At 71.6% G+C, this 21,770-nt stretch carries 20 protein-coding genes; 14 read left to right on the top strand and 6 right to left on the bottom strand.

Annotation, left to right across the window (positions count from 1 at the left end; genetic code table 11):
- Positions 1-273 precede the first annotated feature (273 nt).
- Positions 274-984, top strand: a complete 711-nt coding sequence (locus tag ABZS54_RS30960; RefSeq protein ID WP_355543429.1) for a hypothetical protein — start codon at positions 274-276, stop codon at positions 982-984.
- A gap of 58 nt (positions 985-1,042) precedes the next feature.
- On the opposite strand, the gene ABZS54_RS30955 is transcribed toward ABZS54_RS30960, so the two are convergent.
- Positions 1,043-1,762 (bottom strand): TetR/AcrR family transcriptional regulator, encoded by a 720-nt coding sequence (locus tag ABZS54_RS30955; RefSeq protein WP_355543426.1) that lies wholly within the window; start codon positions 1,760-1,762, stop codon positions 1,043-1,045.
- Positions 1,763-1,980: 218 nt separating this feature from the next.
- Here ABZS54_RS30955 and ABZS54_RS30950 point away from each other — a divergent pair, with 218 nt between their 5' ends.
- The 3 genes from ABZS54_RS30950 to ABZS54_RS30940 all read left to right on the top strand — a co-directional run bounded on the left by ABZS54_RS30950 (position 1,981) and on the right by ABZS54_RS30940 (position 4,542).
- The gene (locus ABZS54_RS30950; protein WP_355543423.1) at positions 1,981-3,528 is read left to right on the top strand and encodes an MFS transporter; all 1,548 of its coding nucleotides are present in this window, start codon (positions 1,981-1,983) and stop codon (positions 3,526-3,528) included.
- Between the two features lie 119 nt (positions 3,529-3,647).
- Positions 3,648-3,866: a hypothetical protein gene (locus ABZS54_RS30945; protein WP_355543420.1), complete on the top strand. Its 219-nt coding sequence runs from the start codon at positions 3,648-3,650 to the stop codon at positions 3,864-3,866.
- Positions 3,867-3,882: 16 nt separating this feature from the next.
- Positions 3,883-4,542 carry a hypothetical protein gene (locus ABZS54_RS30940; RefSeq protein ID WP_355543417.1) on the top strand — a complete coding sequence of 220 codons (660 nt, stop codon included), beginning with the start codon at positions 3,883-3,885 and terminating at the stop codon, positions 4,540-4,542.
- Positions 4,543-4,564: 22 nt separating this feature from the next.
- Here ABZS54_RS30940 and pcp read toward each other — a convergent pair whose 3' ends face one another.
- From pcp to ABZS54_RS30925, 3 genes are read right to left on the bottom strand one after another with little or no spacing between them, the layout of a single operon-like run.
- The gene (gene pcp, locus ABZS54_RS30935; RefSeq protein ID WP_355543414.1) at positions 4,565-5,209 is read right to left on the bottom strand and encodes a pyroglutamyl-peptidase I; all 645 of its coding nucleotides are present in this window, start codon (positions 5,207-5,209) and stop codon (positions 4,565-4,567) included.
- Between the two features lie 57 nt (positions 5,210-5,266).
- Positions 5,267-6,235 carry a DUF979 domain-containing protein gene (locus tag ABZS54_RS30930; protein WP_355543411.1) on the bottom strand — a complete coding sequence of 323 codons (969 nt, stop codon included), beginning with the start codon at positions 6,233-6,235 and terminating at the stop codon, positions 5,267-5,269.
- Complete coding sequence (locus tag ABZS54_RS30925) at positions 6,232-6,999, bottom strand: DUF969 domain-containing protein (RefSeq protein WP_355543408.1); 768 nt, start codon at positions 6,997-6,999, stop codon at positions 6,232-6,234. Before ABZS54_RS30925 ends, ABZS54_RS30930 begins: the two co-directional genes overlap by 4 nt.
- Before the next feature lie 154 nt (positions 7,000-7,153).
- Between ABZS54_RS30925 and ABZS54_RS30920 the strand changes: the two genes are divergently transcribed.
- The 8 genes from ABZS54_RS30920 (at position 7,154) to ABZS54_RS30885 (ending at position 17,068) form a co-directional block, all read left to right on the top strand.
- Positions 7,154-7,876 carry a GntR family transcriptional regulator gene (locus tag ABZS54_RS30920; RefSeq protein WP_355543405.1) on the top strand — a complete coding sequence of 241 codons (723 nt, stop codon included), beginning with the start codon at positions 7,154-7,156 and terminating at the stop codon, positions 7,874-7,876.
- Positions 7,873-8,637, top strand: a complete 765-nt coding sequence (locus ABZS54_RS30915; protein WP_355543402.1) for a 5-oxoprolinase subunit PxpA — start codon at positions 7,873-7,875, stop codon at positions 8,635-8,637. The genes ABZS54_RS30920 and ABZS54_RS30915 overlap by 4 nt, the downstream gene beginning before the upstream one ends.
- Positions 8,634-9,251, top strand: coding sequence for a carboxyltransferase domain-containing protein (locus ABZS54_RS30910; protein ID WP_355543399.1), 618 nt, complete (start codon positions 8,634-8,636; stop codon positions 9,249-9,251). Before ABZS54_RS30915 ends, ABZS54_RS30910 begins: the two co-directional genes overlap by 4 nt.
- Positions 9,248-10,117 carry a biotin-dependent carboxyltransferase family protein gene (locus tag ABZS54_RS30905; protein WP_355543397.1) on the top strand — a complete coding sequence of 290 codons (870 nt, stop codon included), beginning with the start codon at positions 9,248-9,250 and terminating at the stop codon, positions 10,115-10,117. Before ABZS54_RS30910 ends, ABZS54_RS30905 begins: the two co-directional genes overlap by 4 nt.
- Positions 10,118-10,527: 410 nt before the next feature.
- The gene (gene lanKC, locus ABZS54_RS30900) at positions 10,528-13,125 is read left to right on the top strand and encodes a class III lanthionine synthetase LanKC (RefSeq protein ID WP_355543394.1); all 2,598 of its coding nucleotides are present in this window, start codon (positions 10,528-10,530) and stop codon (positions 13,123-13,125) included.
- A 102-nt stretch (positions 13,126-13,227) separates the two neighbouring features.
- Positions 13,228-13,350 carry a SapB/AmfS family lanthipeptide gene (locus tag ABZS54_RS30895; protein ID WP_355543391.1) on the top strand — a complete coding sequence of 41 codons (123 nt, stop codon included), beginning with the start codon at positions 13,228-13,230 and terminating at the stop codon, positions 13,348-13,350.
- 152 nt (positions 13,351-13,502) lie between these two features.
- Complete coding sequence (locus tag ABZS54_RS30890) at positions 13,503-15,347, top strand: ABC transporter ATP-binding protein (RefSeq protein WP_355543388.1); 1,845 nt, start codon at positions 13,503-13,505, stop codon at positions 15,345-15,347.
- Positions 15,348-15,370: 23 nt separating this feature from the next.
- Positions 15,371-17,068: an ABC transporter ATP-binding protein gene (locus ABZS54_RS30885; RefSeq protein WP_355543447.1), complete on the top strand. Its 1,698-nt coding sequence runs from the start codon at positions 15,371-15,373 to the stop codon at positions 17,066-17,068.
- Between the two features lie 89 nt (positions 17,069-17,157).
- Here the strand turns inward: ABZS54_RS30885 and ABZS54_RS30880 are convergent, their stop codons facing one another.
- Together ABZS54_RS30880 and ABZS54_RS30875 are read right to left on the bottom strand one after the other, a co-directional pair.
- Complete coding sequence (locus tag ABZS54_RS30880; RefSeq protein WP_355543385.1) at positions 17,158-17,745, bottom strand: response regulator transcription factor; 588 nt, start codon at positions 17,743-17,745, stop codon at positions 17,158-17,160.
- A gap of 757 nt (positions 17,746-18,502) precedes the next feature.
- The gene (locus tag ABZS54_RS30875; RefSeq protein ID WP_355543383.1) at positions 18,503-19,657 is read right to left on the bottom strand and encodes an ROK family protein; all 1,155 of its coding nucleotides are present in this window, start codon (positions 19,655-19,657) and stop codon (positions 18,503-18,505) included.
- Between the two features lie 147 nt (positions 19,658-19,804).
- Here ABZS54_RS30875 and ABZS54_RS30870 point away from each other — a divergent pair, with 147 nt between their 5' ends.
- Positions 19,805-20,572 carry an amino acid ABC transporter ATP-binding protein gene (locus tag ABZS54_RS30870; protein ID WP_355543381.1) on the top strand — a complete coding sequence of 256 codons (768 nt, stop codon included), beginning with the start codon at positions 19,805-19,807 and terminating at the stop codon, positions 20,570-20,572.
- Positions 20,573-20,740: 168 nt separating this feature from the next.
- Positions 20,741-21,706: a glutamate ABC transporter substrate-binding protein gene (locus ABZS54_RS30865; protein ID WP_355543378.1), complete on the top strand. Its 966-nt coding sequence runs from the start codon at positions 20,741-20,743 to the stop codon at positions 21,704-21,706.
- The last annotated feature ends 64 nt before the right edge of the window (positions 21,707-21,770 follow it).

The raw sequence follows: 21,770 nt of genomic DNA, 5'->3' as shown, positions 1-21,770 counted from the left end.
CCGAGTCGGCCCGGCTTTGAGCAGCGCTTCGCGCACCGGCGTCGGACGTGCCGAAGCGCTTGTCCGGTTCGCGGACGAGGCGCGTCGCGGGATGGTGACGGTTCGCGTACGAAGCGGCCGGCGGTCTGGTCGACCTGATGCCGCGTCACGATCCTTGGGGTACGAAGCATTTCCCGAACGGGGGGACCGGCCGTGTCCGATCGATCCGGCGATGCGCCGCCGTTGATGGTTTGGGTACAACCTCTCCCACCGCCTCCCCTGCGGCCGGCCTCGATGCGGCGCGTCGGTGTCGCGGCGGCCGCGTCGTCGACGGCGATGGTCGTCGCAGACCTGTTCGCCTATTTCGTGTACCGGAACTGGCGCACCGACCTGGCGTCGCGGATCGACCAACCGGCCGAGCGGGAAGCCCTGCGGGCGACCGCGCAGCTCGCACCACGTGGGAACGGCGCCACCGGCGTGGCGGTGACGGTGCTCTTGGTCACGAGCGTGGCGATGGTCGTCCTCTTCGTGTGGTGGGCCGTCCTGGTGTCCCGGAACCGCAAGTCCTGGTACGGGCCATCGGAAGGATTCGGCGGTTCGCGCAGTCCGGCGCGTTGGACGCGGGAGGCCCGGCTCACCGCGATCCGCCCTCTACCGGTGGCCGCGGCGGCCGTGGTGGTGCTCGGGGTGACCACGATGAGCCGGCTGCTGGGCATCATGGGCGAACCATGGGACGGCCCGACCGACCGGCAGATCGAGCTGGAAATGGGCTTCGTACACGGGCGGATGATGTTGGCGCTCGCCCACGCGGCGGGCGCACTGTCGGTGGTGGTCGTGGTGGTGGTGACGACCCGTCGACACGAGCGGCGGTTGCGCGCCGAGGCGATACGCGAGAAGACCGCGCGATCCAAACGTCGGCCGGCATCCACCGCCGGGACCTCGCCGTCACCGCCACCCGTACCCGGGCCGCACGACGGTCGCGAGGAGACGCCCCAGACATCCTGATCACGGCGCGCGAACCGGCGGGATAGGGCGGAGCCGCCACCGGGCGCACCGGCCGGCACTAGCCCAACCGCACCGCCAAGCCGTCCAGCACCCGCTGGAGGCCGTAGTCGAAGCTCTCGTCGCGGGCCTGCTCCGGATCCCGGTTGCGATGGGCCTGCTGCCCCTCGAGTAGCCGCGGATGCTCCGCCATGACCTGTTCGGTGCTCGACTGCAGGCTCGCCATCCACTCCTGCTCGGTTCGACCGCTGCGCACGAGCATCGACATGTAGGCGGCCTCGGCGGTGGCCATCCCGATCACGTACGCCAGCACCGTACTCATCGCCCGATGGGTCTCCGCCGCGGGGAACCCGGCGGTGTCGAGCATGGCCAGCATGCGCTCGGACAGCCGCAGCACGTTCGGCCCGAGGTAGGCCAGGCCCACCTGGCCGAGCAGCGAGGCGACCCAGGGATGCCGCAGCACCATCGCCCGCAGGCTGTACGCGCACCGGCCGGCCGCCGAGCGCCAGTTCGCCGGATCGCTCACGTCCGGCACGTCCAGTTCGCCGTAGACCTCGTCCACGACCAACTCGATCAGCTCGTCCTTGTTGGCCACATGCCGATACAGCGACGTGGCCCCCGCATTCAGGCGGGTGCCCAGGCGCCGCATGCTCAGCGCCTCCAAGCCCTCCTCGTCCAACAGCCGCACGGCCTCGGCCACGATCTGTTCCCGACTCAGCTGCTCCCGCTGCCGCCGCGGGCGGGTCCACACGGAATCGATCGACTTCTGATCGCCTGACATACGGCCCCTCGCTACTTCTCATCCGCCGGCACGACTGCTCTCGTGCTCTGCGCCCGACGCTAGCGCACACCGTGCGCATTCTGCGTACACCCGACACGCGAAGGCGTATGCGCACTGTGTTCGCGCATTGCGCACATCGTTCTTTCATGCGTACAGTGTTCGCAAGAAGAGCACGGCGTACGCAACATCGAAGCAGTACCGACATCTGGGGGCCCACCATGGAAAACCGCAACCCGCGCCGCTGGCTCATCCTGATCGTGTTGTGCCTGAGCACGCTGGTCCTGGTCGTGGACAACATGGTGCTCACCGTGTCGATCCCGCCGATCGCCGAGGACTTGGGGGCGAACGCCCAGGAGATCCAATGGATCATCGAGTCCTACGTGCTGGTCTTCGCCGGCCTGCTGCTCACCGCAGGCAGCCTGTCCGACCGGTTCGGTCGAAGGCGGGTCATGATCATCGGATTGGCGATCTTCGGCATCGCCTCACTCGCGGCCACCTTCGCCGCCGATCCCGGGCAACTGATCGCCGGCCGGGTCCTGATGGGCGTCGGCGGTGCGTTGATCATGCCGAGCACGTTGTCCATCCTGATCACCGTCTTCGACGACGAGGAGCGACGCAAAGCGATCACCGCGTGGAGCGCGGTGGCCATGGTCGGCCTGGTCGGCGGTCCGGTGGTCGGCGGGGTGCTGATCGCGCACTTCTGGTGGGGCGCGATCTTCCTGATGAACGTGCCGATCGCGCTCGTCGCGATCGTCGCCGCGATCGTGCTGATGCCCGAGTCCAAGGGTCCGGCGCGCCGGACCGACGTGGTGGGCATGCTGCTGTCGATGGTCGGCATGACGGCGCTGGTGTGGACCATCATCGAATCCGCGAAGCAGGGCCTCACGCACCCGAGCACGCAGCTCTCGCTGGGGTCGGCCGTGGTCTGCCTGGTGGCGTTCGGCATCTGGGAGACCCGTACGCCGCACCCGATGATCCCGCTCGCCCTGTTCCGCAACCGCGTCTTCACCGGCGCCGGCTTCTCGCTCGTCCTGCTGACCTTCGCCAACGGCGGCCTGATGCTGATCCTGACCCAGTACCTCCAGTTCGTGCTCGGTTACTCGCCCAGCAAGACCGGCCTGGCCTTCGCCCCGCTGGCGGTCGCCTCGCTGGCGTTCAACGGCATCGGCGCCACGCTCGGCAACCGGATCGGCAACCGGCCGATGACCGCCGTCGGCCTGGTGGTCATCGCGGCTGGGTTCGGCGCGCTGGCGAGCCTGCCCTCGGACGCCGGATTCGGGATGTTGTCCACGGCCATGGTGCTGATCGGCATGGGCGGCGGATTGGCGATGCCGGCGGCGACCGGAGCCCTGATGGGCGCGGTGCCCGCCGAGCACGCCGGCGCCGGCTCGGCGCTCAACGACACCGTGCAGCAGGCGGGTGCCGCGCTCGGCGTGGCCGTACTGGGCAGCATCCTCTCCGGCACCTACACCGGCGCGATGCCCGACTCGGCACCCGAGCAGGCCAGGCAGTCGATCTCCGACGCGCTCGCCTTGGCCGACGCCTCCGGCGAGCACGCCCTGGCCGAGACCGCCCGCGAGGCATTCACCAGCGCGATGTCGGCCGGATTCTGGGCCGGCGCCGCATGCGTCCTGGCCGCCGCCGCACTCGCGCTGATCCTGATCCGCGACCCGAAGTCGGACGCACCGACGGCGGAGGCGCTCGCGGCGAACGCCCCCACGACGAACACCGACCAGCCGGCCGTCGCCGCAGGTGTGGCCGCCTGACCTCCCCCGCCCCGACAGCCACCCGCCGGCGGCGGGTACGGCCGCATCCGGGAGCGGGATGCGCGGCGGGGACCGTCGACCCGCACCCACCGAGCAGTCACCCGTCGAAAGCGAGCGAGATGACCACCCACCAATATCCATCCACGTGTCGGCTCACCCCGCACGTGGTGGTCCGCGCCTCCCTGATCGAGGGTCTCGGACTGTTCGCGACCCGGCCGATAGCCGCAGGCGACCGGGTCCATCGGCGAACCGGCGGGGCGTCGGTGGGGCGCTGGTGGCGCGCCTCGCCGGCGCAAGTGCCCGCCGAGGGGGCGCCGGTGGGAACGAGCGTCGTGTAACGGTCGTTCCGGGTTCATGAGCACGACATCGACGCCGGAGGCGGCGGCCTGGGCCGCCGCGTTGGATGAACTCCGCGATCACCTCAAGGTGGTCCGCGTCGCACCGCGGGGACCGCGACCGAGTCCGTGGCGCGCGTACGCGTTGAACCTTCCGGAAACGTACCCATTCCACATCGCCGATGTTCCCGACAATCGGGCCTGGGCTCGCGTCGCCGCGGAGATGATGCGGCGTCACAACGTGGAGCGGTTCGAACGGCGTCGGCACGAGGCCGGGCCGGACGGTTGGTACGCGGCCACGGAGTACGACTCGGATCCTCGCGGGTGGGCGAACATGGCCGTCGATTGGATCGAGTTCGGCGTGACCGAGGGCCACACTCTCCTGCCCCAACTCGACGAGGTGGGTTGGATGGCGGCGGCACAATGCCTCAGGACGTCGTGTTGGGATATGGAAACCCGCGAGGACGAGCGGGCGATCCGGGCCGCGGAGACGTTGCTCGACCGCTTCGGTCGCCGTGCCCGGTACTACGTCAACGACAGTCCCACCCCGCTCGCGGCGCGCGATCACGACTTCGTCCAGTGCTCCAACAACCTGGTCGGCCTGGGCGCGGGCTGTATCGCACTCGTGGTCGTCTCCGATGACGAGGTCGGCATGTTCTGGTCGGCGGCGGACGACTGAACGGTCCGAGCCGGCGCGGTTCTCAGTGGGTGGCGCCGCCCGAAGCGGTGATGTCGTCGGTGCGGGTGGCGGCCGTGGTCATGATCGCGCGCAGGCCGGCGGCGATCGTGGGCAGCGGGAGCGAGGGGGCCACCCGGTCGGTGACCTGGTCGCAGGAGAACGGAACGTGCACGAAGCCGCCGCGGGTGGTGGGGCGTTCGGTGGCGAGCAGGTGCATCAGGCCGTAGAAGACGTGGTTGCAGACGAAGGTGCCGGCCGTCTGGGACACCGATGCGGGCACGCCGGCCGCGCGGGCCGCCGCGACACACGCCTTGGCAGGCAGCGTGGCGAAGTACGCGGCGGGGCCCGCCTCGACGATCGGTGTGTCGATCGGCTGCCGGCCGGCGTTGTCCGGGATCCGGGCGTCGTCGATGTTGATGGCGACCCGCTCCACGGTCACGTCCGGCCGGCCGCCGGCCTGGCCCACACACAGCACCAGATCGGGATCGACCCGCTCGACGGCCGCCCGCAGTTCCTCCAGTGCGACCCCGTACACGCAGGAGAGCTTGACCGCCGTCACCGCAAGGCCCGGTTCGGGCGCGTCCGCGAGCAAACGAACGGCCTCCCACGATGGGTTGGTGGCCTCGCCGGCGAAGGTGTCGAATCCGGTGACGAGTACGCGGGTCATGGTTGTTGTTCTCCTGGGACGGCCGGGTGATGGGGAAGGGGCGGGGCGAACGCGGGCTCAGAAGGCGAAGGCCGACATGATGCCGATGTTGACCACGAGCAGCGCGCCCGCGGTGGGCAGTTGCGCCTTGATCGGCCCGTACTGGTCCTTGAGCCCCAACAGCGCCGCGGGCACGATGTTGAAGTTGGCCGCCATCGGGGTGCACAGCGTGCCGCAGAAGCCCGCGAGCATGCCCAGCGCGAGCACCACCGCCGGGTCGCCGCCGCCCTCGACCACCAACACCGGCCAGCCGATCGCCGCGGTCATCACCGGGAACGCGGCGAAGGCGTTGCCCATGATCATGGTGAACAGGAACATGCCCAGGCAGTACACGATCACCGCGACGTAGATCTTGCCGTCCGGCAGCACCTTCGAGGTGATCACGCCGACCTGCTTGCCGACCCCGGACACCTGGAAGATCGAGCCGAGCGTGGCCAGCAGTTGCGGCAGCAGCAGGGCCCAGCCCATCGCCTCCAGCATCGAGCGGCCCTCGTGGATCGGCACGCTCACCCGCTTCTCGCGGACCACGAGCATGCCGACCACGAGCGCGACGATCGCGCCGATGCCCAGACCCAGGAGGGTCTCGCTGCCCTTTTGCAGGACCGGTTCGGAGCCGATGTGCCACTTCTTGACGATCACCGCGCACACCATCGCCACCGCCGGGATGGTCAGTGCCGGAATGAAGAGGCGGCTGCCGAGTCGGGCGGCGATGGCGACCCGCTGCTCACGATCGGTGCTGTGCACGGTGCCCTTGCCGGTGAAGCCGAAGCCGGCCAGACACACCATCACCAACACGGCCACGCCCAGCGGTTCGGCCGGGGAGGTCTTCTCCACGACGCGGGTACTGTAGATGAATCCCGTGCCGAGCAGGCCCCAGAACGCGGCACTGCCGAACCGCTTGGGATTGCTGCGGTCCACGAGCATCTGCGCGGCCATCACCAGGAAGACGGCGCCGACGAGCCAGAAGAACCACTCGACCTTGATCACTTGAGCTTCCCCTCGGCAACGGCAACGGCGCCGGCGGCGGGACCCGCGACGGCGGATGCGGCGGCGGCTTCGGCGACCGGCCCGGCGGCGGCGACCGCCGCGAACTCGCGGGCCAACGTGCGGTCCAGGCGCAGCAGTCGGCCCCCGTGGATGAGGAACGCGAAGACGGCGGTGGGAATCGCCCACAGCGCCACGTGCAGCGGCTCGATGTGCTGGTGGTACGTGGTGTTCACGAAGCCGGTGATCAGCAGGATCGAGCCGACCGCCAGGAAGCAGTCCTCGCCGAAGAACAGGCCGACGTTGTCGGCGCCTGCGGCATGCGAACGAATCTTCTCCCGGGTCTTGTCCGGGAGCAGCCCGTGGCTGCGCTCGGCGGCGCCCTCGGCCATCGGGACCACCAGCGGGCGTACCGTCTGGGCCGGTCCGCCCAGGCTGACCAGGCCGACGGCGGCGGTGAGTTGACGCAGGCCCAGGTACAACACCAGGAAGCGCCCGGTGGTGAGCTTGGCGAACCGCGCGATCAGGGTCCGGGCCTGCTCCTGAAGACCGTTGCGTTCCAGGAGCCCGATCACCGGCAGGGTGATCGCGAAGATCGTCACGCCTCGGCTGGAGGCGAAGCCGTTGCCGAAGGCGGCGAGCACTTCGCGTGGTGACAGGTCACCGAGCAGGCCTGTGGCCACGCCGGAGACACCGACCACCAGCAGGGGGTTGCGTCGAGTGGCGAACCCTACGATCACCAGCAGGACGCCGAGGAGCACAATCATTGCGCAGCCTTCCACGCTCGGGTCCTCGAACAGGGGGACGAGGAGGTGCCGAGGAGGCTAAGCTATTGTTGAACAATCCCACAAGACCTTGTGAACGGTGCGGCAACATGATCCACTCCTCCCGCACCGCTCGTCGCACTCTGGGGGACCCCACATGGGCCAAGACGTCGACCTCGCCCGGCCTTCTGCCGACGACACGCTCGGACGCCTTGCCGCCGATCGCGACCTGCTCGGACGCTCGGGCACCGCACAGCGCGTAGCCGAGGTGCTGCGGGATCGCATCGCCGACGGCGCGCTGCCGCCCGGCACCAGACTCTCCGAACAGGCCCTGGGCGCCGCCCTCGGTGTCTCCCGCAACACGCTGCGCGAGGCGTTCCGCACGCTGGTCGACGGTCGCCTGGTCGTGCACGAGATGAATCGCGGCGTCTTCGTCCGCATGCTCGACCCCGACGACGTCACCGACATCTACGCGGTCCGCCGGGCCCTGGAGGACACCGGCCTGCGGGCCGCCGCCACGGCCACCCCCGAGCGCCTCGCCGCACTGCACGCGGCGGTCACCGGCGGCGAGGCGGCGGCCGGTGCCGGCGACTGGCCCGAGGTCGGCACCGCCGACCTGCGCTTCCACCGCGCCCTGGTCGCCCTGGCGGGCAGCCCGCGCCTGGACGAGTACATGACCCGGCTGATCGCCGAGCTGCGGCTGGCCTTCCTGGCCATGCCCTCGGCCCGCGCGCTGCACGAACCGTTCCTGCGTCGCAACCGGCGGATCGTCGACCTGATCGCGGCCGGCGACACCGCCGGCGCGGCGCTGGTGCTGGAGCGCTACCTGGACGACGCGTGCGAGATGATCTGCACCGCGATGCGCATGGACGGCGCATGAACACCACCGTGATCGACCTCAACGCCGACCTGGGCGAGGGCTTCGGCCGCTGGACGCTGACCGACGACGAGGCGCTGCTGTCCGTGGTGACCAGTGCCAACGTCGCGTGCGGATTCCACGCCGGGGATCCGGCCACGATGCGTCGGGTCTGCGATCTGGCCGCCGAGCGCGACGTGCGGATCGGCGCGCAGGTCTCCTACCGCGACCTGGCCGGCTTCGGCCGCCGCGCGATGGACGTGCCCGCCGCCGAGCTGGCCGCCGAAATCGCGTACCAGATCGGTGCGTTGGGGGTCTTCGCGCGGGCCGCCGGCGCCCGGGTGGCCTATGTCAAGCCGCACGGCGCGCTGTACAACCGCACGGTGTGGGACGTGGACCAGGCCGGCGCGGTGGTCGCCGGCGTGCTCCTGGCCGACGATGCGCTGCCGATCCTGGGGCTGCCCGGCTCGCGCCTGCTCGAAGCCGCCGAGTCCGCCGGACTGCCTTGCGTACGCGAGGCGTTCGCGGACCGCGCGTACACCGCGCAGGGCACCCTGGTGCCGCGCGGGGAGCCCGGAGCCGTCGTCGAGGACGGCGACCGGGTCGTGTCCCGCTCGCTGACGATGGCCCGTGAGGGCGCCGTCGTCGCCATCACGGGAGAGCGGGTCGCCGTCTCTGCCCGGTCACTGTGTCTGCACGGCGACACCCCGGGCGCGGCCGAGCTGGCGCTGCGGATCCGCCGCGCGCTGCTGGCCGCCGACGTGTCCCTGGAGCCGTTCGCGTGAGGGCCCTGCCGGTGGGCCGACACGCGCTGCTCCTGGAGGTGGACAACGCCGACCGGGCCGAGGCTCTACACGCCGAACTGCTGCGCCGACGCGCCGCGGGAACCCTGCCGACGGTTCGCGAGATCGTCCCGGCCGCCCGCACCGTGCTGCTGGACGGGCTCGCGGATCCCGCCGCGCTGGCCGCCGACGTCCCCCGTTGGCGCATCCCGCCGCTGTCCGCCGAGGCGGGCGAGCGGATCGAGATCGCGGTCCGCTACGACGGGCCGGATCTGGCCGAGGTGGCCGGCCTGTGGCAGGTGCCGGTCGAGCGCGTCCCCGAGATCATCGGCGGGGTCGCCTTCCGGGTCGCCTTCTGCGGCTTCGCACCCGGATTCGGCTACCTCACCGGCCTGCCCGCGCGCTACCACCTGGCCCGCCGGGCCACCCCGCGTACCGCCGTGCCGGTGGGCTCGCTGGGACTGGCCGGCGAATACGCGGGCGTGTACCCGCGCTCCTCGCCCGGCGGTTGGCAGCTGGTCGGCAGCACCGACGCGGTGTTGTGGGACGCCGCCCGAGAGCCCGCGGCCTTGTTCGCACCGGGCGTGCGGGTGCACTTCGTGCAGGAGGGCCGATGAACACGCGCGCGGTCGAGGTGGTCCGGGCCGGCGCCCTGACCACCGTGCAGGACCTGGGCCGAGCCGGGTTCGCGCACTTGGGCGTGCCCCGCTCCGGCGCGCTGGACCAACCCGCGCACCGGCTGGCCAATCGCCTGGTCGGCAATCCGCCCGACGCGGCGACCCTGGAGACCACTCTGACCGGCACCGCCGTGCGGGTGCGCGCGACCACCGTGGCCGCAGTGGTCGGCGCACCCTGCGCGGTCCGGGTACAGGGCCGCCCGGTGGCGTGGGGCGCGGCGATCCGGATCCCGGCCGGCGCCGTGCTCGACGTCGGCCCGGCCACCGCCGGCCTGCGCGGCTACCTGGCCTTCTCCGGCGGCGTGGCGGTCGAGCCGGTCCTGGGCAGCCGGTCCACGGACCTGCTCTCCGGGCTGGGGCCGGCGCCGCTGGCCGACCGTGACGTGCTCGCGCTGGGTGAGCCGACCGGCCCCACCCCGCCGGACGCGGACGTGTCCCGTCGGCCGGGACCACCCACCGAACTCGTGCTGCCGTTGGTCCTCGGCCCGCGCCAGGACTGGTTCACCCCCGACACCCCGGCCTCGCTCGGCGCCGCGCGCTACACGGTGGCCTCGGCGAGCAATCGGATCGGACTGCGCACCGAGGGGCCCGCGCTGAGCTGGGCGCGAACGGGCGAACTACCTAGCGAGGGCATGGTGTTGGGTGCGGTGCAGGTGCCCCCGGACGGCCGCCCGGTGCTCTTCCTGGCCGACCACCCGGTCACCGGCGGCTACCCGGTGATCGGCGTGGTCCCCGAGGAACACCTCGCCCACGCCGCCCAGGCGATCCCCGGCACTCCGGTCCGCTTCACCGTCACGGCTCACTGAGCACCGCAAGCCCCCGCCGCGCGCCGCCGAACGGCAACACGACCACTGAGCACGGAGTTGCGCAAGGCCCGCACGCTCCCACCACCGTCGCGCCCCGCCCGCGAATCGGCGACACGCCGCCTGTGCACGCGAGTTGCCCCGGGCTGCCCGCACGCTCCCGCCACGATCAACGCCCCGCCGGTCGATCGCCGACACGACCGCTGAGCGTGGGGGTCGTCCGGGCCCTGCGACATGCCGCGCCGACGGGCACACCCGTGCGCCGACCTGCGACGCGGCCGTCGCACCCGTGAGTTCCTCACGTGCGGACCCGTGCGTTCCTCATGGCGGTTTCGTGATGATTGCGACTGCCGGCCGCTCCGCTTCGCCGGCAATGTTCCCAACGGCACCCGGCCAACGGGAATAGGAGTGCGATGAACAAGGGGTACGCGGTCTACTGCGACGCCGATCGAACGTTCTACGACGCGCCGCACCGACTCCGCACGGACGAGAGCGGTCCGGCGGCGTCCTACCGGACCACGCGCCGCGAACTCCCGGACGGCTGGCGGCGGCACAGCTCCGGCGACTGGCTCGCCTTCCGACCGGTCGAGTGCCCGCTGCCCGCCCAGGGATGGAAGATCCACGTCTCCGCGTGCCTGGGAAACGCCGAGAAGGTGCTCGCCGCCGTCTGGGACTACTGCGTCCCGCGCGGCATCGCCTTCAAGTGCATGCCGAGCCCGTACCTGCTGCACACCCGCAACGCCAAGTACGCCGAACGAGCCGGGAGCGGGAAGTTCGTCACCGTCTACCCCACCGACGACGGGCAGTGTCGGAGCATCGCGACGGACCTGGCCGCACTGTTGGCCGGCGAGCCCGGCCCGTACATCCTCAGCGACCTGCGCTGGGGCGAGGGACCGGTCTACCTGCGGTACGGCAGCTTCACCGAACGCAACTGCCACGACGAGCGCGGCGAACTGTGTCCCGCGATCGAGGACGACACCGGCACGCTGGTCCCCGACCGCCGCGAGCCCACCTTCCGGCTACCGCCGTGGCTCGACCTGCCCGCCTTCCTGGGCCCGCACCTGGCCGCCCGCTCCGCGACCACCGTCGGCGAACTCCCGTACAAGATCGAGCGCGCGCTGCACTTCTCCAACGGCGGCGGCGTCTACATCGGCCGGGATCTGCGCACCGACGAGCAGGTCGTCCTCAAAGAGGCCCGCCCGCACGCCGGGCTCGCCGCGGACGGCGCGGACGCGGTCACCCGCCTGGAGCGCGAGCGCGACGCGCTGCGCCGGCTGAGCGGGCTCGCCTGCACACCCGAGGTGCACGACTGGTTCAGCCTCGGCGAACACCGGTTCCTGGTACTTGAGTTCGTCCAGGGCAGCCCGCTGAACACATTCTTCGCCCACCGGCATCCGCTGATCGAGACGGACCCCTCGGCCGAGCGCCTGGCCGAGTACACCCAGTGGGCAATGCGCGTGTACACACTCGTGGAGAACGCGATCGCGCAAATCCATGCCCGCGGCGTGATCTTCAACGACCTGCACCTGTTCAACATCATGATGTCCGAGGACGAGAGCGCGGTTACGCTGCTCGACTTCGAGGCCGCCGCCGTCGATGACGAGAGCGCGCGACAGGTGGTCGCCAATCCCGGCTTCGTCGCCCCGCGCGACCGGCGCGGCACCGACGTGGACCGCTACGCCCTCGCCTGCCTGCGGATCGCCCTGTTTCTGCCGCTGACCAGCCTCTTCACGCTGGATCGGAACAAGGCGCGGCACCTTGCCCACATCGCCGCCGAGCAGTTCCCGATCCCGGCAGGTTGGCTGGACGCGGCAGTCGAGGAGATCCTGCGCGGGTACCACCGGCAGGAAGTCCCGGAGGCCACCGCGCCGGCACCGAGTCGGCCAGGGCCGACGCACGCGTACCTCCCGGTAGACCTCGACGACTGGCCGAACAGCCGCGACTCGATGGCCCGCGCGATCCACGCGTCCGCCACCGCGGACCGTGAGGACCGCTGTTTCCCGGGTGACATCGCCCAGTTCGCCGTGCCCGGCGGAGGCGCGAACTTCGGATACGGTGCGGCCGGCGTGCTGTACGCGCTGGCCGAGACCGGTGCCGAGCCGCTCCCGGCAGCCGAGGAATGGCTGCTGCGCAGCACCGAGAACCTGCCCTCCGGCAACCCGATCGGCTTTTACGACGGCCTGTCCGGCGTCGCCTGGACGCTGGACCGACTCGGCCACCGGGAACGGGCCCTGGACCTGGTCGACACGATCCTCGCGCAGGACCGGCGCACGCTGGGATCCGACCTGCACAGCGGACTCGCCGGCCTCGGCCTGGCCCTGGACGCGCTGGCCTCCTCCACCGGGGAACACGGCCTGCACACCCACGCGTCGGCCTGCGCCGAGCAGCTCGCCGACCGTGCCCGCACGGGCCCCGCACCGGCCCGGGCCGGGTTGCTGCACGGCGCCACCGGCAGCGCGCTGCTCTACCTGCGACTGTACGAACGGTCGGGCGACGTGGGCCTGTTGGACGCAGCCGCCGAAGCGCTGCGGGCCGACCTGGCCCGCTGTGTGGTCGCGGTCGGCGGCACCCTCCAGGTCGACGAGGGTAACCGCACGATGCCCTACCTGGGCGCGGGCAGCGTGGGCATCGGGATGGTCCTCGACGACTACCTCGCGCACGGCCCCGACGCCGAGTTCGAGCGGGCCCGCATCGAGATCGTCCGCGCCGCGCAGGCCAAATTCTACGCCCAGCCCGGCTTGTTCCGCGGTGCCGCGGGCATGGTGCTGCACCTGAGCCGCACCAGCACCGGCGGACCCGGCACCGAACCGGACGACATCCGTCGGCAGATCGAGTCGCTGTCCTGGGGCGCCGTTCCCTACCGGGGCCAACTGGCTTTCGCCGGTGAGCAGATGATGCGCCTGTCGATGGACCTGAGCACCGGCACCGCCGGTTGCCTGCTCGCGTTGGGCAGCGCCCTGCACGACCGACCCGTGCAACTGCCCTTCCTCCCGCCGCCTCCGCGGCCCTGAAGCCGATTCCTTCACGGGGATCGAAGCAAGACCGGCCCGGCGTTTCGGGGCCGGCGCACAATTGCGAACGATCGAGCACCACTACCGAGAGGAACGATCATCATGGCACTTCTCGACCTGCAGGCGCTGGAGACCGACGAGGCCCCCGAGTTCGGCGGTGGCGGTAGCCGGGCCAGCCTGCTCCTGTGCGGCAACAGCAGCCTGAGCCTGGTCACCTGCAACTGACCCACCCACTCCCGGGGATGACCTCCCCGAAGTGACGAGTTCCACGCGGTCCCGGGCGGCGGCATTCCGCCCGGGACCGCTGCTCTCGAAAGTACGCCCTCAGAGCGGACCCCAGAGCCGACCCCGTACCCGGAGGCGAGGAATCGCAGCACATGGCCGCCACGCGCCGGACCGCCGACCGCGCCGAACAAGCGCCCACCGACGGAAGCGGTCGGCTCCTGGTCGGCGCCGTCCGGCACAGCGCGGGGCGCACCGCAGCCGTGTTCGGCTGCAGCGCCGGCTCCGCGGCTGTCGCGATCGCGCTGCCCGCCGTCCTCGGCCACGCGCTCGACCTGCTCCTCGACGACGACGCCGGAGCGCGCCGCGCGGTCACCCTGTGCGCGATCCTGATCGTCGCCGAGGTCGTCTTCGACGCGTCGGAGGCGCTTTTGGGGGGGATCGTCACCGCCCGGACCGCCGCCTGGCTGCGCCGGCTCGGCATCGACCACGTATTGTCGCTCGCCCCGCACCGCGCCGCCGAGCGCTGCACCCCCGGCGACCTGGTCACCCGGCTCACCGGCAACGTCGCCGAAGCGAGCACCGCTCCCCTCACCGTCGCAAACGGCGTGGCCACGCTCTTCGTACCGCTCGGCGGCCTGACCGCACTCGCGTTGATCGACATCCGGCTGTTCGCGGTGTTCCTGGCGGGTGTACCGCTGCTGGCCTGGCTGCTGCGCGCCTTCGTCCGCGACTCCTCGGACAGCGTGACCCGCTATCAGCGCGTTCAGGCGGACATCGCCGGCCGGCTCGTCGAGGCGTTGAGCGGCGCGCGCACGATCGCCGCCGCCGGCAGCTCGGCACGCGAACTCGACCGGATCCTGGCGCCGTTACCCGAACTGGGCAACCAGGGCAGGCGGATGTGGCACGTCTACGGACGGGCCATGGCCGGCGCAGGAATCCTGGTACCGCTGCTGACCACGGCCGTGCTGGCCGTCGGCGGAGTACGACTGACCCACGGCAACCTGACCGTCGGCGAATTGCTCGCCGCCTCGCGCTACGCCGTGCTGGCCGCCGGCCTGGGCGCCGCCGTCGGGCAACTCAACGCCCTGGTACGCAGCCGCGCCGCCGCCCGCCGCACCGCCGAGTTGCTCGCCGTGTCCCCGATGTGTTCGGGCGCCGACCCGCTTTCGGCGAGCGGCCCGGGCCGGCTCGAACTGCGCGGGGTCACCGTCGTCCGCAACGGCACGCCGGTGCTGCGCGACGTGGACCTGATCGTGCCGGGCGGCACCACCATGGCCGTGGTGGGGCACTCCGGCGCGGGCAAATCCACCCTCGCCGCGGTCGCCGGGCGCCTCACCGACGTGGATGCGGGCGCGGTGCTGTTGGACGGTGTACCGCTGGCCGAGATCGACCCGGAGCGGCTGCGTCGGGAGGTCGGGTACGCCTTCGAGCGGCCGGCCCTGTTCGGCGACACGATCGCCGAGGCGATCGCCTTCGGCCCCTACGCCTCCTCCCCTGGTGAGATCGAATTCGCCGCCGAGGCAGCCGGCGCCGACAGCTTCATCCGGCTCCTGCCGAAGGGCTATGCGGCGCCGCTGGGCACCGCGCCGCTTTCCGGGGGCGAGCTGCAACGCCTGGGCCTGGCTCGGGCGTTCGCGCATGCCGGCCGGTTGCTCGTGTTGGACGACGCCACGTCGAGCCTGGACAGCGTCACCGAGTTGCGGGTCGGGCGGGCGCTGGTCCGGGACGTCCGCGCGGGCACCCGACTGCTGATCGCCCATCGAGCCTCCTCGGCGGCGCGGGCCGACCGGGTCGTGTGGCTGGAGGACGGCCGGGTGCGTGCGCTCGGCACGCACGAGGCGCTGTGGGAAGACCCGGGCTACCGGGCGGTGTTCGCGGATCCGGGCGATGTGCGGGGGGCCTGGGAAGGTCCGCGCGGCCGGGCGGGGTTCGCGGATCCGGGCGTCGGTGGATCGGCTGCCGGGGCCGCGCCGGACTCCGCGGGGGAGGAGCCGTGAGGGCCGGTCGATCCCGCGTGCCGGTGCTGGCCCGGCGTTTCCTGGCACGGCGCAGGTGGGTGCTGGTCCGGCTCGCGGGCTGGTCGCTGCTGGAGTCGACGCAGACGTTCCTCGGCGGCTACGGCGTGGCGATGGCCCTCGATCACGGCTTTCTGGCCGGGCACGCCGGAATCGGCGTGGCCTGGCTGGCCGTTGCGGCGGTGGCGATCGTCTTCGGCGGGTCGGCCACGGGTGGGCTCTTTCGAGCCCTGGCCGATCTGGTCGAGCCGCTGCGCGACGGGCTGGTCCGACGGGTGACGGTCGGCGCATTGACCGAGGCGATCGACGCGCCGGCGCGCGCGGCGGACAGCGCGGTGGTCTCCCGCCTGACCAATCAGAGCGAGATCGCCCGGGACAGCTTCGCCGGACTGGTCCTGGTGGCCCGTTCCTTCGTCTTCACGGCGCTCGGCGCCCTCGTCGGGATGGCAGCGCTGGCACCGGAGTTGCTGGTCGTGGTGGTGCCACCGCTGGTGCTGGGACTGGCTCTCTTCCTGGCCACCTTGGCACCGATGGCCGCCCGTCAGCGTGCCTTCCTGGACGCCGACGAGGCGCTGTCCACCCAACTCGGGATGGTCGCGACGGGCCTGCGCGACATACTGGCGGGCGGCGCACGCGACTCGGTCGCGGCACGTACGCACGAGCTGATCGACGCCGAGGCGCGCGCGGCGCGGTCGTTGGCCCGGTGGGCGGGCGCGCGGGCGATCGCGCTGGGGGTGGCCGGACAGTTGCCGGTCCTGCTGCTGTTGGTGACCGCGCCCTGGCTGCTCGACCGGGGCCTGACCGCGGGTGCGTTGCTGGGTGCGCTGACCTACCTCACGCAGGCGCTGCTGCCGGCGCTGCACACGTTGATGCACGCGCTCGGCGCGGCCGGCACCCGACTGCTCGTGGTCCTGGATCGGCTCACCGCCGGGCCGACGGTCGTTGCGCCGGCGCCGCGACGCGTGCCGGGCGCGGCCGGCGAACCACCGCGCGTGCGGGTGCACCGCGTGACGTTCGCGTACGGCCCGAACGCGGCGCCGGTGTTGCGCGATCTGGACCTGACCGTCGAACCCGGTGAGCACCTCGTGGTGGTCGGCCCCAGCGGGATCGGCAAGTCGACGCTGGCTGCCATCGTCGCGGGTGTGCTCGCACCGGACCGAGGCGAGGTGCACGTGGCCGGCCGGCCGGTCCGCCCGATCGGCGGCGACCCGTCCCGGCTGCGGGTGCTCATCCCGCAGCAGGCGTACGTGTTCACCGGCAGCGTGCGGGAGAACCTGCTCTATCTGTGCCCGGACGGCGCATCCGCATCGGCGCTGACCGCCTCGGCGGACGCCGTGGGCCTGTTGCCGCTGATCGAGCGGCTGGGCGGCCTCGACGCGGCGGTGGAGCCGGCGTCGTTGTCGCAGGGCGAGCGCCAGTTGATCGCCCTGGGCCGAGCACACCTGTCACCGGCGCCCCTGGTGTTGTTGGACGAGGCTACGTGTCACCTGGATCCGGTCGCCGAACGGCGCGCCGAACGGGCCTTCGCGGAGCGGCCCGGGACGCTGATCGTGGTCGCGCATCGGATCAGTTCGGCCCGACGGGCGGACCGGGTGCTGGTCCTGGACGGCGTGCACGCGGTGTGCGGGACGCATCGGGAACTCCTGGATCGCTCGTCGCTGTATCGGGACCTGGTCGGGGACTGGCACGCCGAGCGGATTTGAGTCGGGCATCGGGGGGCGGCAGGGCGCGGCGGCGGCGCTCAGGGGGTCTGGATCCGGGCTGGGGTGCGCCCGGATCCGACCGGGCCGGTCTATACCCAGCCGGCGTCCTGCGAGATCCGGATGGCGTCGATCCGGTTGCGGGCTCCGGTCTTGCGGGTGATCGCGGACATGTAGTTCCGCACCGTGCCGATACTGAGCCGCAGATTGCGGGCTATCTCCGGAGCGGACGCTCCCTCGGCGGCCAGTGTCAGCACCCGTATCTCGCGTGGGGTCAGCGGAGCACTCGCGGCGCGCAGCAGGTCGAGCGCGAGCGACCCGTCCACGTAGCGCCGGCCGGCGGCCACCAGCCGGATCGCGCGCGGCAGTTGCGGAGGCTGGGCGTCCTTGTCCACGAAGCCCATGGCCTTGGCCTCGGCCGCGCGACAGAGGCTGCCCGGCCGGGAGGTGGTGGCCAGGACGAGCAGGGCACAGTCCGGATCGACCGGGCGTCGCGGTAATTGCCCGGCCCCGGGACAGTCCACATCCACCACGCAGACGTGCGGACGTTGGCACCGGGCCCGATTCGGTGCGCCGTCCCAACTATCGGCCTCCACCTCGATGTCCTCCTCGCGATCGAGCAGCGCGGTCAGCGCCGATCGCATCAATTCCGTGTCGTGCACCAAGAGAACGCGGATCATTGTTCGCTCCCAATCGACGCCGACGTCGCGAAGTTGCCCGTCGAGCACCTCGATAGCTACCCCGCCCCACGACTTACACCACAACCTGTAATCGAATGATACGTTTGTGCGACGTTCGGATCCGTCGTTCGCACTTCCTGTCGAACCACGACCGCTCGGGGCCGCTCTCGATCGCGCCGTGGCGCCGGCGCGCGACCGGCATGCACCCGGGGTGTCGCAGCCGATCATGAAGGCCGACCTGAGAACTGACACCGCCGGGGGCGGCGGATGGGCGTAGGGGTCGGGATGGGCGGCAGGCGCCACGAGAGCTGGTAGGCGCGCGGCGGATGGACGCACGGGGCTCGCGTGCCGCGGCTGCGCGAGCACAAGCGCCTCCGTGGACGACCGCATGTCTGCTCCGCAGCCGCGGTCGTCCGGCGCTCCGCCGGGACGCACGTCCGCTACGCGGCCGAAGGACCCGACCGGTCCGCACCGGGCCCGATCGCGAGGACTCGACGGCAGCCGACGCGAGGGCGGGCACCGCGTTGCCCTGCACCACACGCGCCGGGACCGGAGCGGCCGGCCACCGGCCGTGTAGCGGACGAGCAACCCGGCGCGGAGCGAACGGCCGGCCGCCAAGGTCGACGCGACCACCCTCGCCTAGGAGGTGAAGGGAGCCTTCGGAGCGGAGTCCCGGGTGGGCATCACATGACGACGTCGGGGTGGATCTCGCCGCCGGGCGCGGTGGCACGGGCGCCACCGCGAGGACTCGGCCCGGTCAGCGGGCGGACAAGGTGTCGTCCACCCATTCGCTGGCCAGGACCTCGTCCAAGACCAGGGCGCCCGCGCCCAGCATGCACGCGTCCCGACCGGTGACAGCGGTGGCGATCTCCAGGTCGCGGGTGGCCAGTGGCAGGCAGCGTTCGTAGATCGCGCCGCGTACGGCGGCGACGAAGGGCTCGGCCGCGGAGAGGCCGCCGCCGAGGACGAGTACGTCGGGGTTGAAGAAGTTCACCAGCGGGGTGAGCACCTGGCCGGCCAGCCGGCCGGCGTTGCGGACCAGCGTGGTCACCTCGGGCACGCCGTCGTTGACCAGTTCGACCAGTTGGCGCGACGAGGAGACCTCGATGCCCTGGGCGCGCAGCGTTCGGCGCAGTGCCGCGCCGCTCGCATGTGCCTCCAGGCAGTCGGAGTGTCCGCACGAGCAGGTGACCGGTTCGGGCACATGCACCGGGACGTGGCTGATGTCGCCTGCCGCGCCGCGCCCGCGGTGCAGCTTCCCGGACGCGATGATGCCGCAGCCGATCCCGGTGCCGGCCTTGACCGCCATCAGGTTGTCCCGATCCGGCCAGCCGTAGCGGTGTTCGCCCACCGCCATCAGATTGGCGTCGTTCTCCACCACCACGCGTACGCCGAGGAGTTCACTCATCCGGCGGCCGATCGGGTACTCGTTCCAGCCGGGCATCCGGGACGGCGCGATCACCTTGGCGGCGGCCGGATCGACCGGGCCGGGCATGCCGATGCCGACGCCGAGCAGTGGCAGCTGTTCGACGGTCGCCTGACGGAGCGTCATCCGTACGTGTTCCAGCAGGCGTTCGCTCACCTGCTCGGGTCCTTCGGTGATATCGCCGGGGAGTTCGTGCTCCAGGAGCACCCGGCCGGCCAGGTCCAGGACCGCCATCCGCAGGTGATGGGTGCCCACGTCGACGGCCACCACCACGCCCGCGTTCTCGTGCAGGCGCAACTGGCGGGGGCGCCGACCGCCCCGGGAGGCGCCCTCGCCGTCCTCGCGCAGCAACCCGGCGTCGATGAGTTCCTCCACACGCAGAGAGACGCTCGACGGGGCCATCCCGCTCAATCGGGCGAGTTCCGCCCGGGATCGACCGTGCCCCTTGGCCACCAGTCGTACCAGGTCACCCGCGCTTCCAGCCAACGTCCCACTCCGTTCGAGGCACACCTGCTGCGGTACGGCAGTGACAGGAATAGCACACCCGGTAATAACCAGCAAGGCATTGACTTTCTTCGAATTCCACTTCTACTGTCACACAAAACTTCGATTCCGAACAAAGATGGAGCGTTGATGAAGTCCGCGTCGCCTTCTTCCGCCGTACTGACGCCGATGGTCGAGGCGCGCGCCATCAACAAGTCGTTCGGGGCGGTCCGCGTACTGACCGACGTGGACCTGACCGTCGCCGCAGGCGAGGTGGTCGTGCTGATCGGCCCCTCCGGTGCGGGCAAATCGACGCTGTGCCGCTGTCTGAACCGGCTGGAGAACGTCGATTCCGGCGTGGTCCTGCTGGACGGGGAGGAACTACCCGCCGAGGGTCGGGCATTGGCCCGACTGCGCACCGAAGTGGGGATGGTCTTCCAACAGTTCAACCTGTTCGCGCACAAAACCGTGTTGCAGAACGTCACGCTCGGACCGATCCGGGTCAAGGGCCTGTCCGCGAGCGACGCGGACCGGCAGGCCCGGGCGCTGCTGGACCGGGTGGGCATCGCCGACAAAGCGGACCACTACCCGGCGCAACTGTCCGGCGGCCAGCAGCAGCGCGCGGCCATCGCCCGGGCGCTGGCCATGCAACCCAAGGTGATGCTCTTCGACGAACCGACCAGTGCGCTGGACCCGGAGATGGTCAACGAGGTCCTGGACGTGATGGTCGACCTGGCCCGCGAGGGCATGACCATGGTCGTGGTCACCCACGAGATGGGCTTCGCCCGCCGTGCCGCGGACCGGGTGGTCTTCATGGCCGACGGACAGATCGTCGAGGTCGGCACACCCGACACCTTCTTCACCGCACCGACCACGGACCGCGCCCGGGACTTCCTGTCCAAGGTGCTCAGCCACTGACGCACCCGGGCACCCGGCGCCCACCGGACGGTCCGAGGCCCCGGGTCACCACGGCCCCGGATCACCAGGTCACCGGGCCGGCGAAAACCCCGGCCCATCGCAGCACCGCTCCACTCCGCGGCCCGTACGCCCTCGTCCCCCTACCCCCACCTGCGAAGGAAGGCCCCGATGTCCGGCTTCCCCCTGCGTCGCCCGCGCGCCGCCGCATCCCCGCGTCGCCTGCGCACCGCCGTCCCGGCGGTCCTCGCGGCGCTGTCCCTGACCGCGCTGGCCGCCTGCTCCGGCGGCTCTTCCTCGGACGTGCCCGGCGGCGCCAAGCCCGCCGGCGAGGACGTCGCCAAGAAGGCCGACGTCGCCCCGGACAGCGCGATCCTGCCCAACTCCACGATGGCCAAGATCAAGGCGCGCGGCTACCTGATCGTCGGCGGCTCCCAGGACGCCCCGCTGTGGTCGCAGCTCAACCCGATATCCGGCAAGACCGACGGGTTCGACGCCGAGATGGGCCGGCTGCTCGCCAAGTACATCATCGGCAAGCCCGAGGTGAAGATCGTCAGTTCGGCCACCGAGACCCGCGAGGCGCTGCTGCAGAACGGCACCGTCGACGTGGTCTTCCAGACCTACACGATCACCCCCAAGCGGGCCGAGCAGGTCGCGTTCGCGGGACCGTACTACTCGTCGGGCCAGGCCATCCTGGTCAAGAAGGGCGCCGGCGGCATCAAGGCGCCGGCCGACCTGAACGGCAAGACCGTGATCGCGGGCGCCAACACGCCCGCCATCGCCGCGATCAAGCAGGTCGCGCCGGATGCGAAGGTGGTCACCTTCGGCAGTGACCCGGAGTGTGTCACCGCGCTTCGGCAGGGCCGCGGCGACGCGTACGTGCAGGACCAGGCGCTTCTGGTCGCGGACGTGAAGCAGAACCCCGACACCACCGTGGTCGGCGAGCCGTTCACGGCCGACCCGTACGGCATCGGACTCGGGCACGACGATGCCGCGTTCAAGACGTTCGTCAACGACTGGCTGCGCAAGATCGGCCAGGACGGCTCGTGGCAGGCGATCTGGAAGCAGACCCTGGGCACGGTCGTCGAGGGCAACCCGCCGACGCCGCCCGCGATCGGCGGCGTGCCCGGCTCCTGATCCCCGGGTCGGGAGGGCGACACGCCGCGCCCTCCCGACCCGGCGTCCGGCGTCCGGCGTCCGG

This window comes from Embleya sp. NPDC005575 (assembly GCF_040605455.1).
Classification (GTDB): Bacteria; Actinomycetota; Actinomycetes; order Streptomycetales; family Streptomycetaceae; genus Embleya.
Note: the sequence above shows the minus strand (reverse complement) of the source record. Positions and strands in the feature narration are given on the sequence as shown.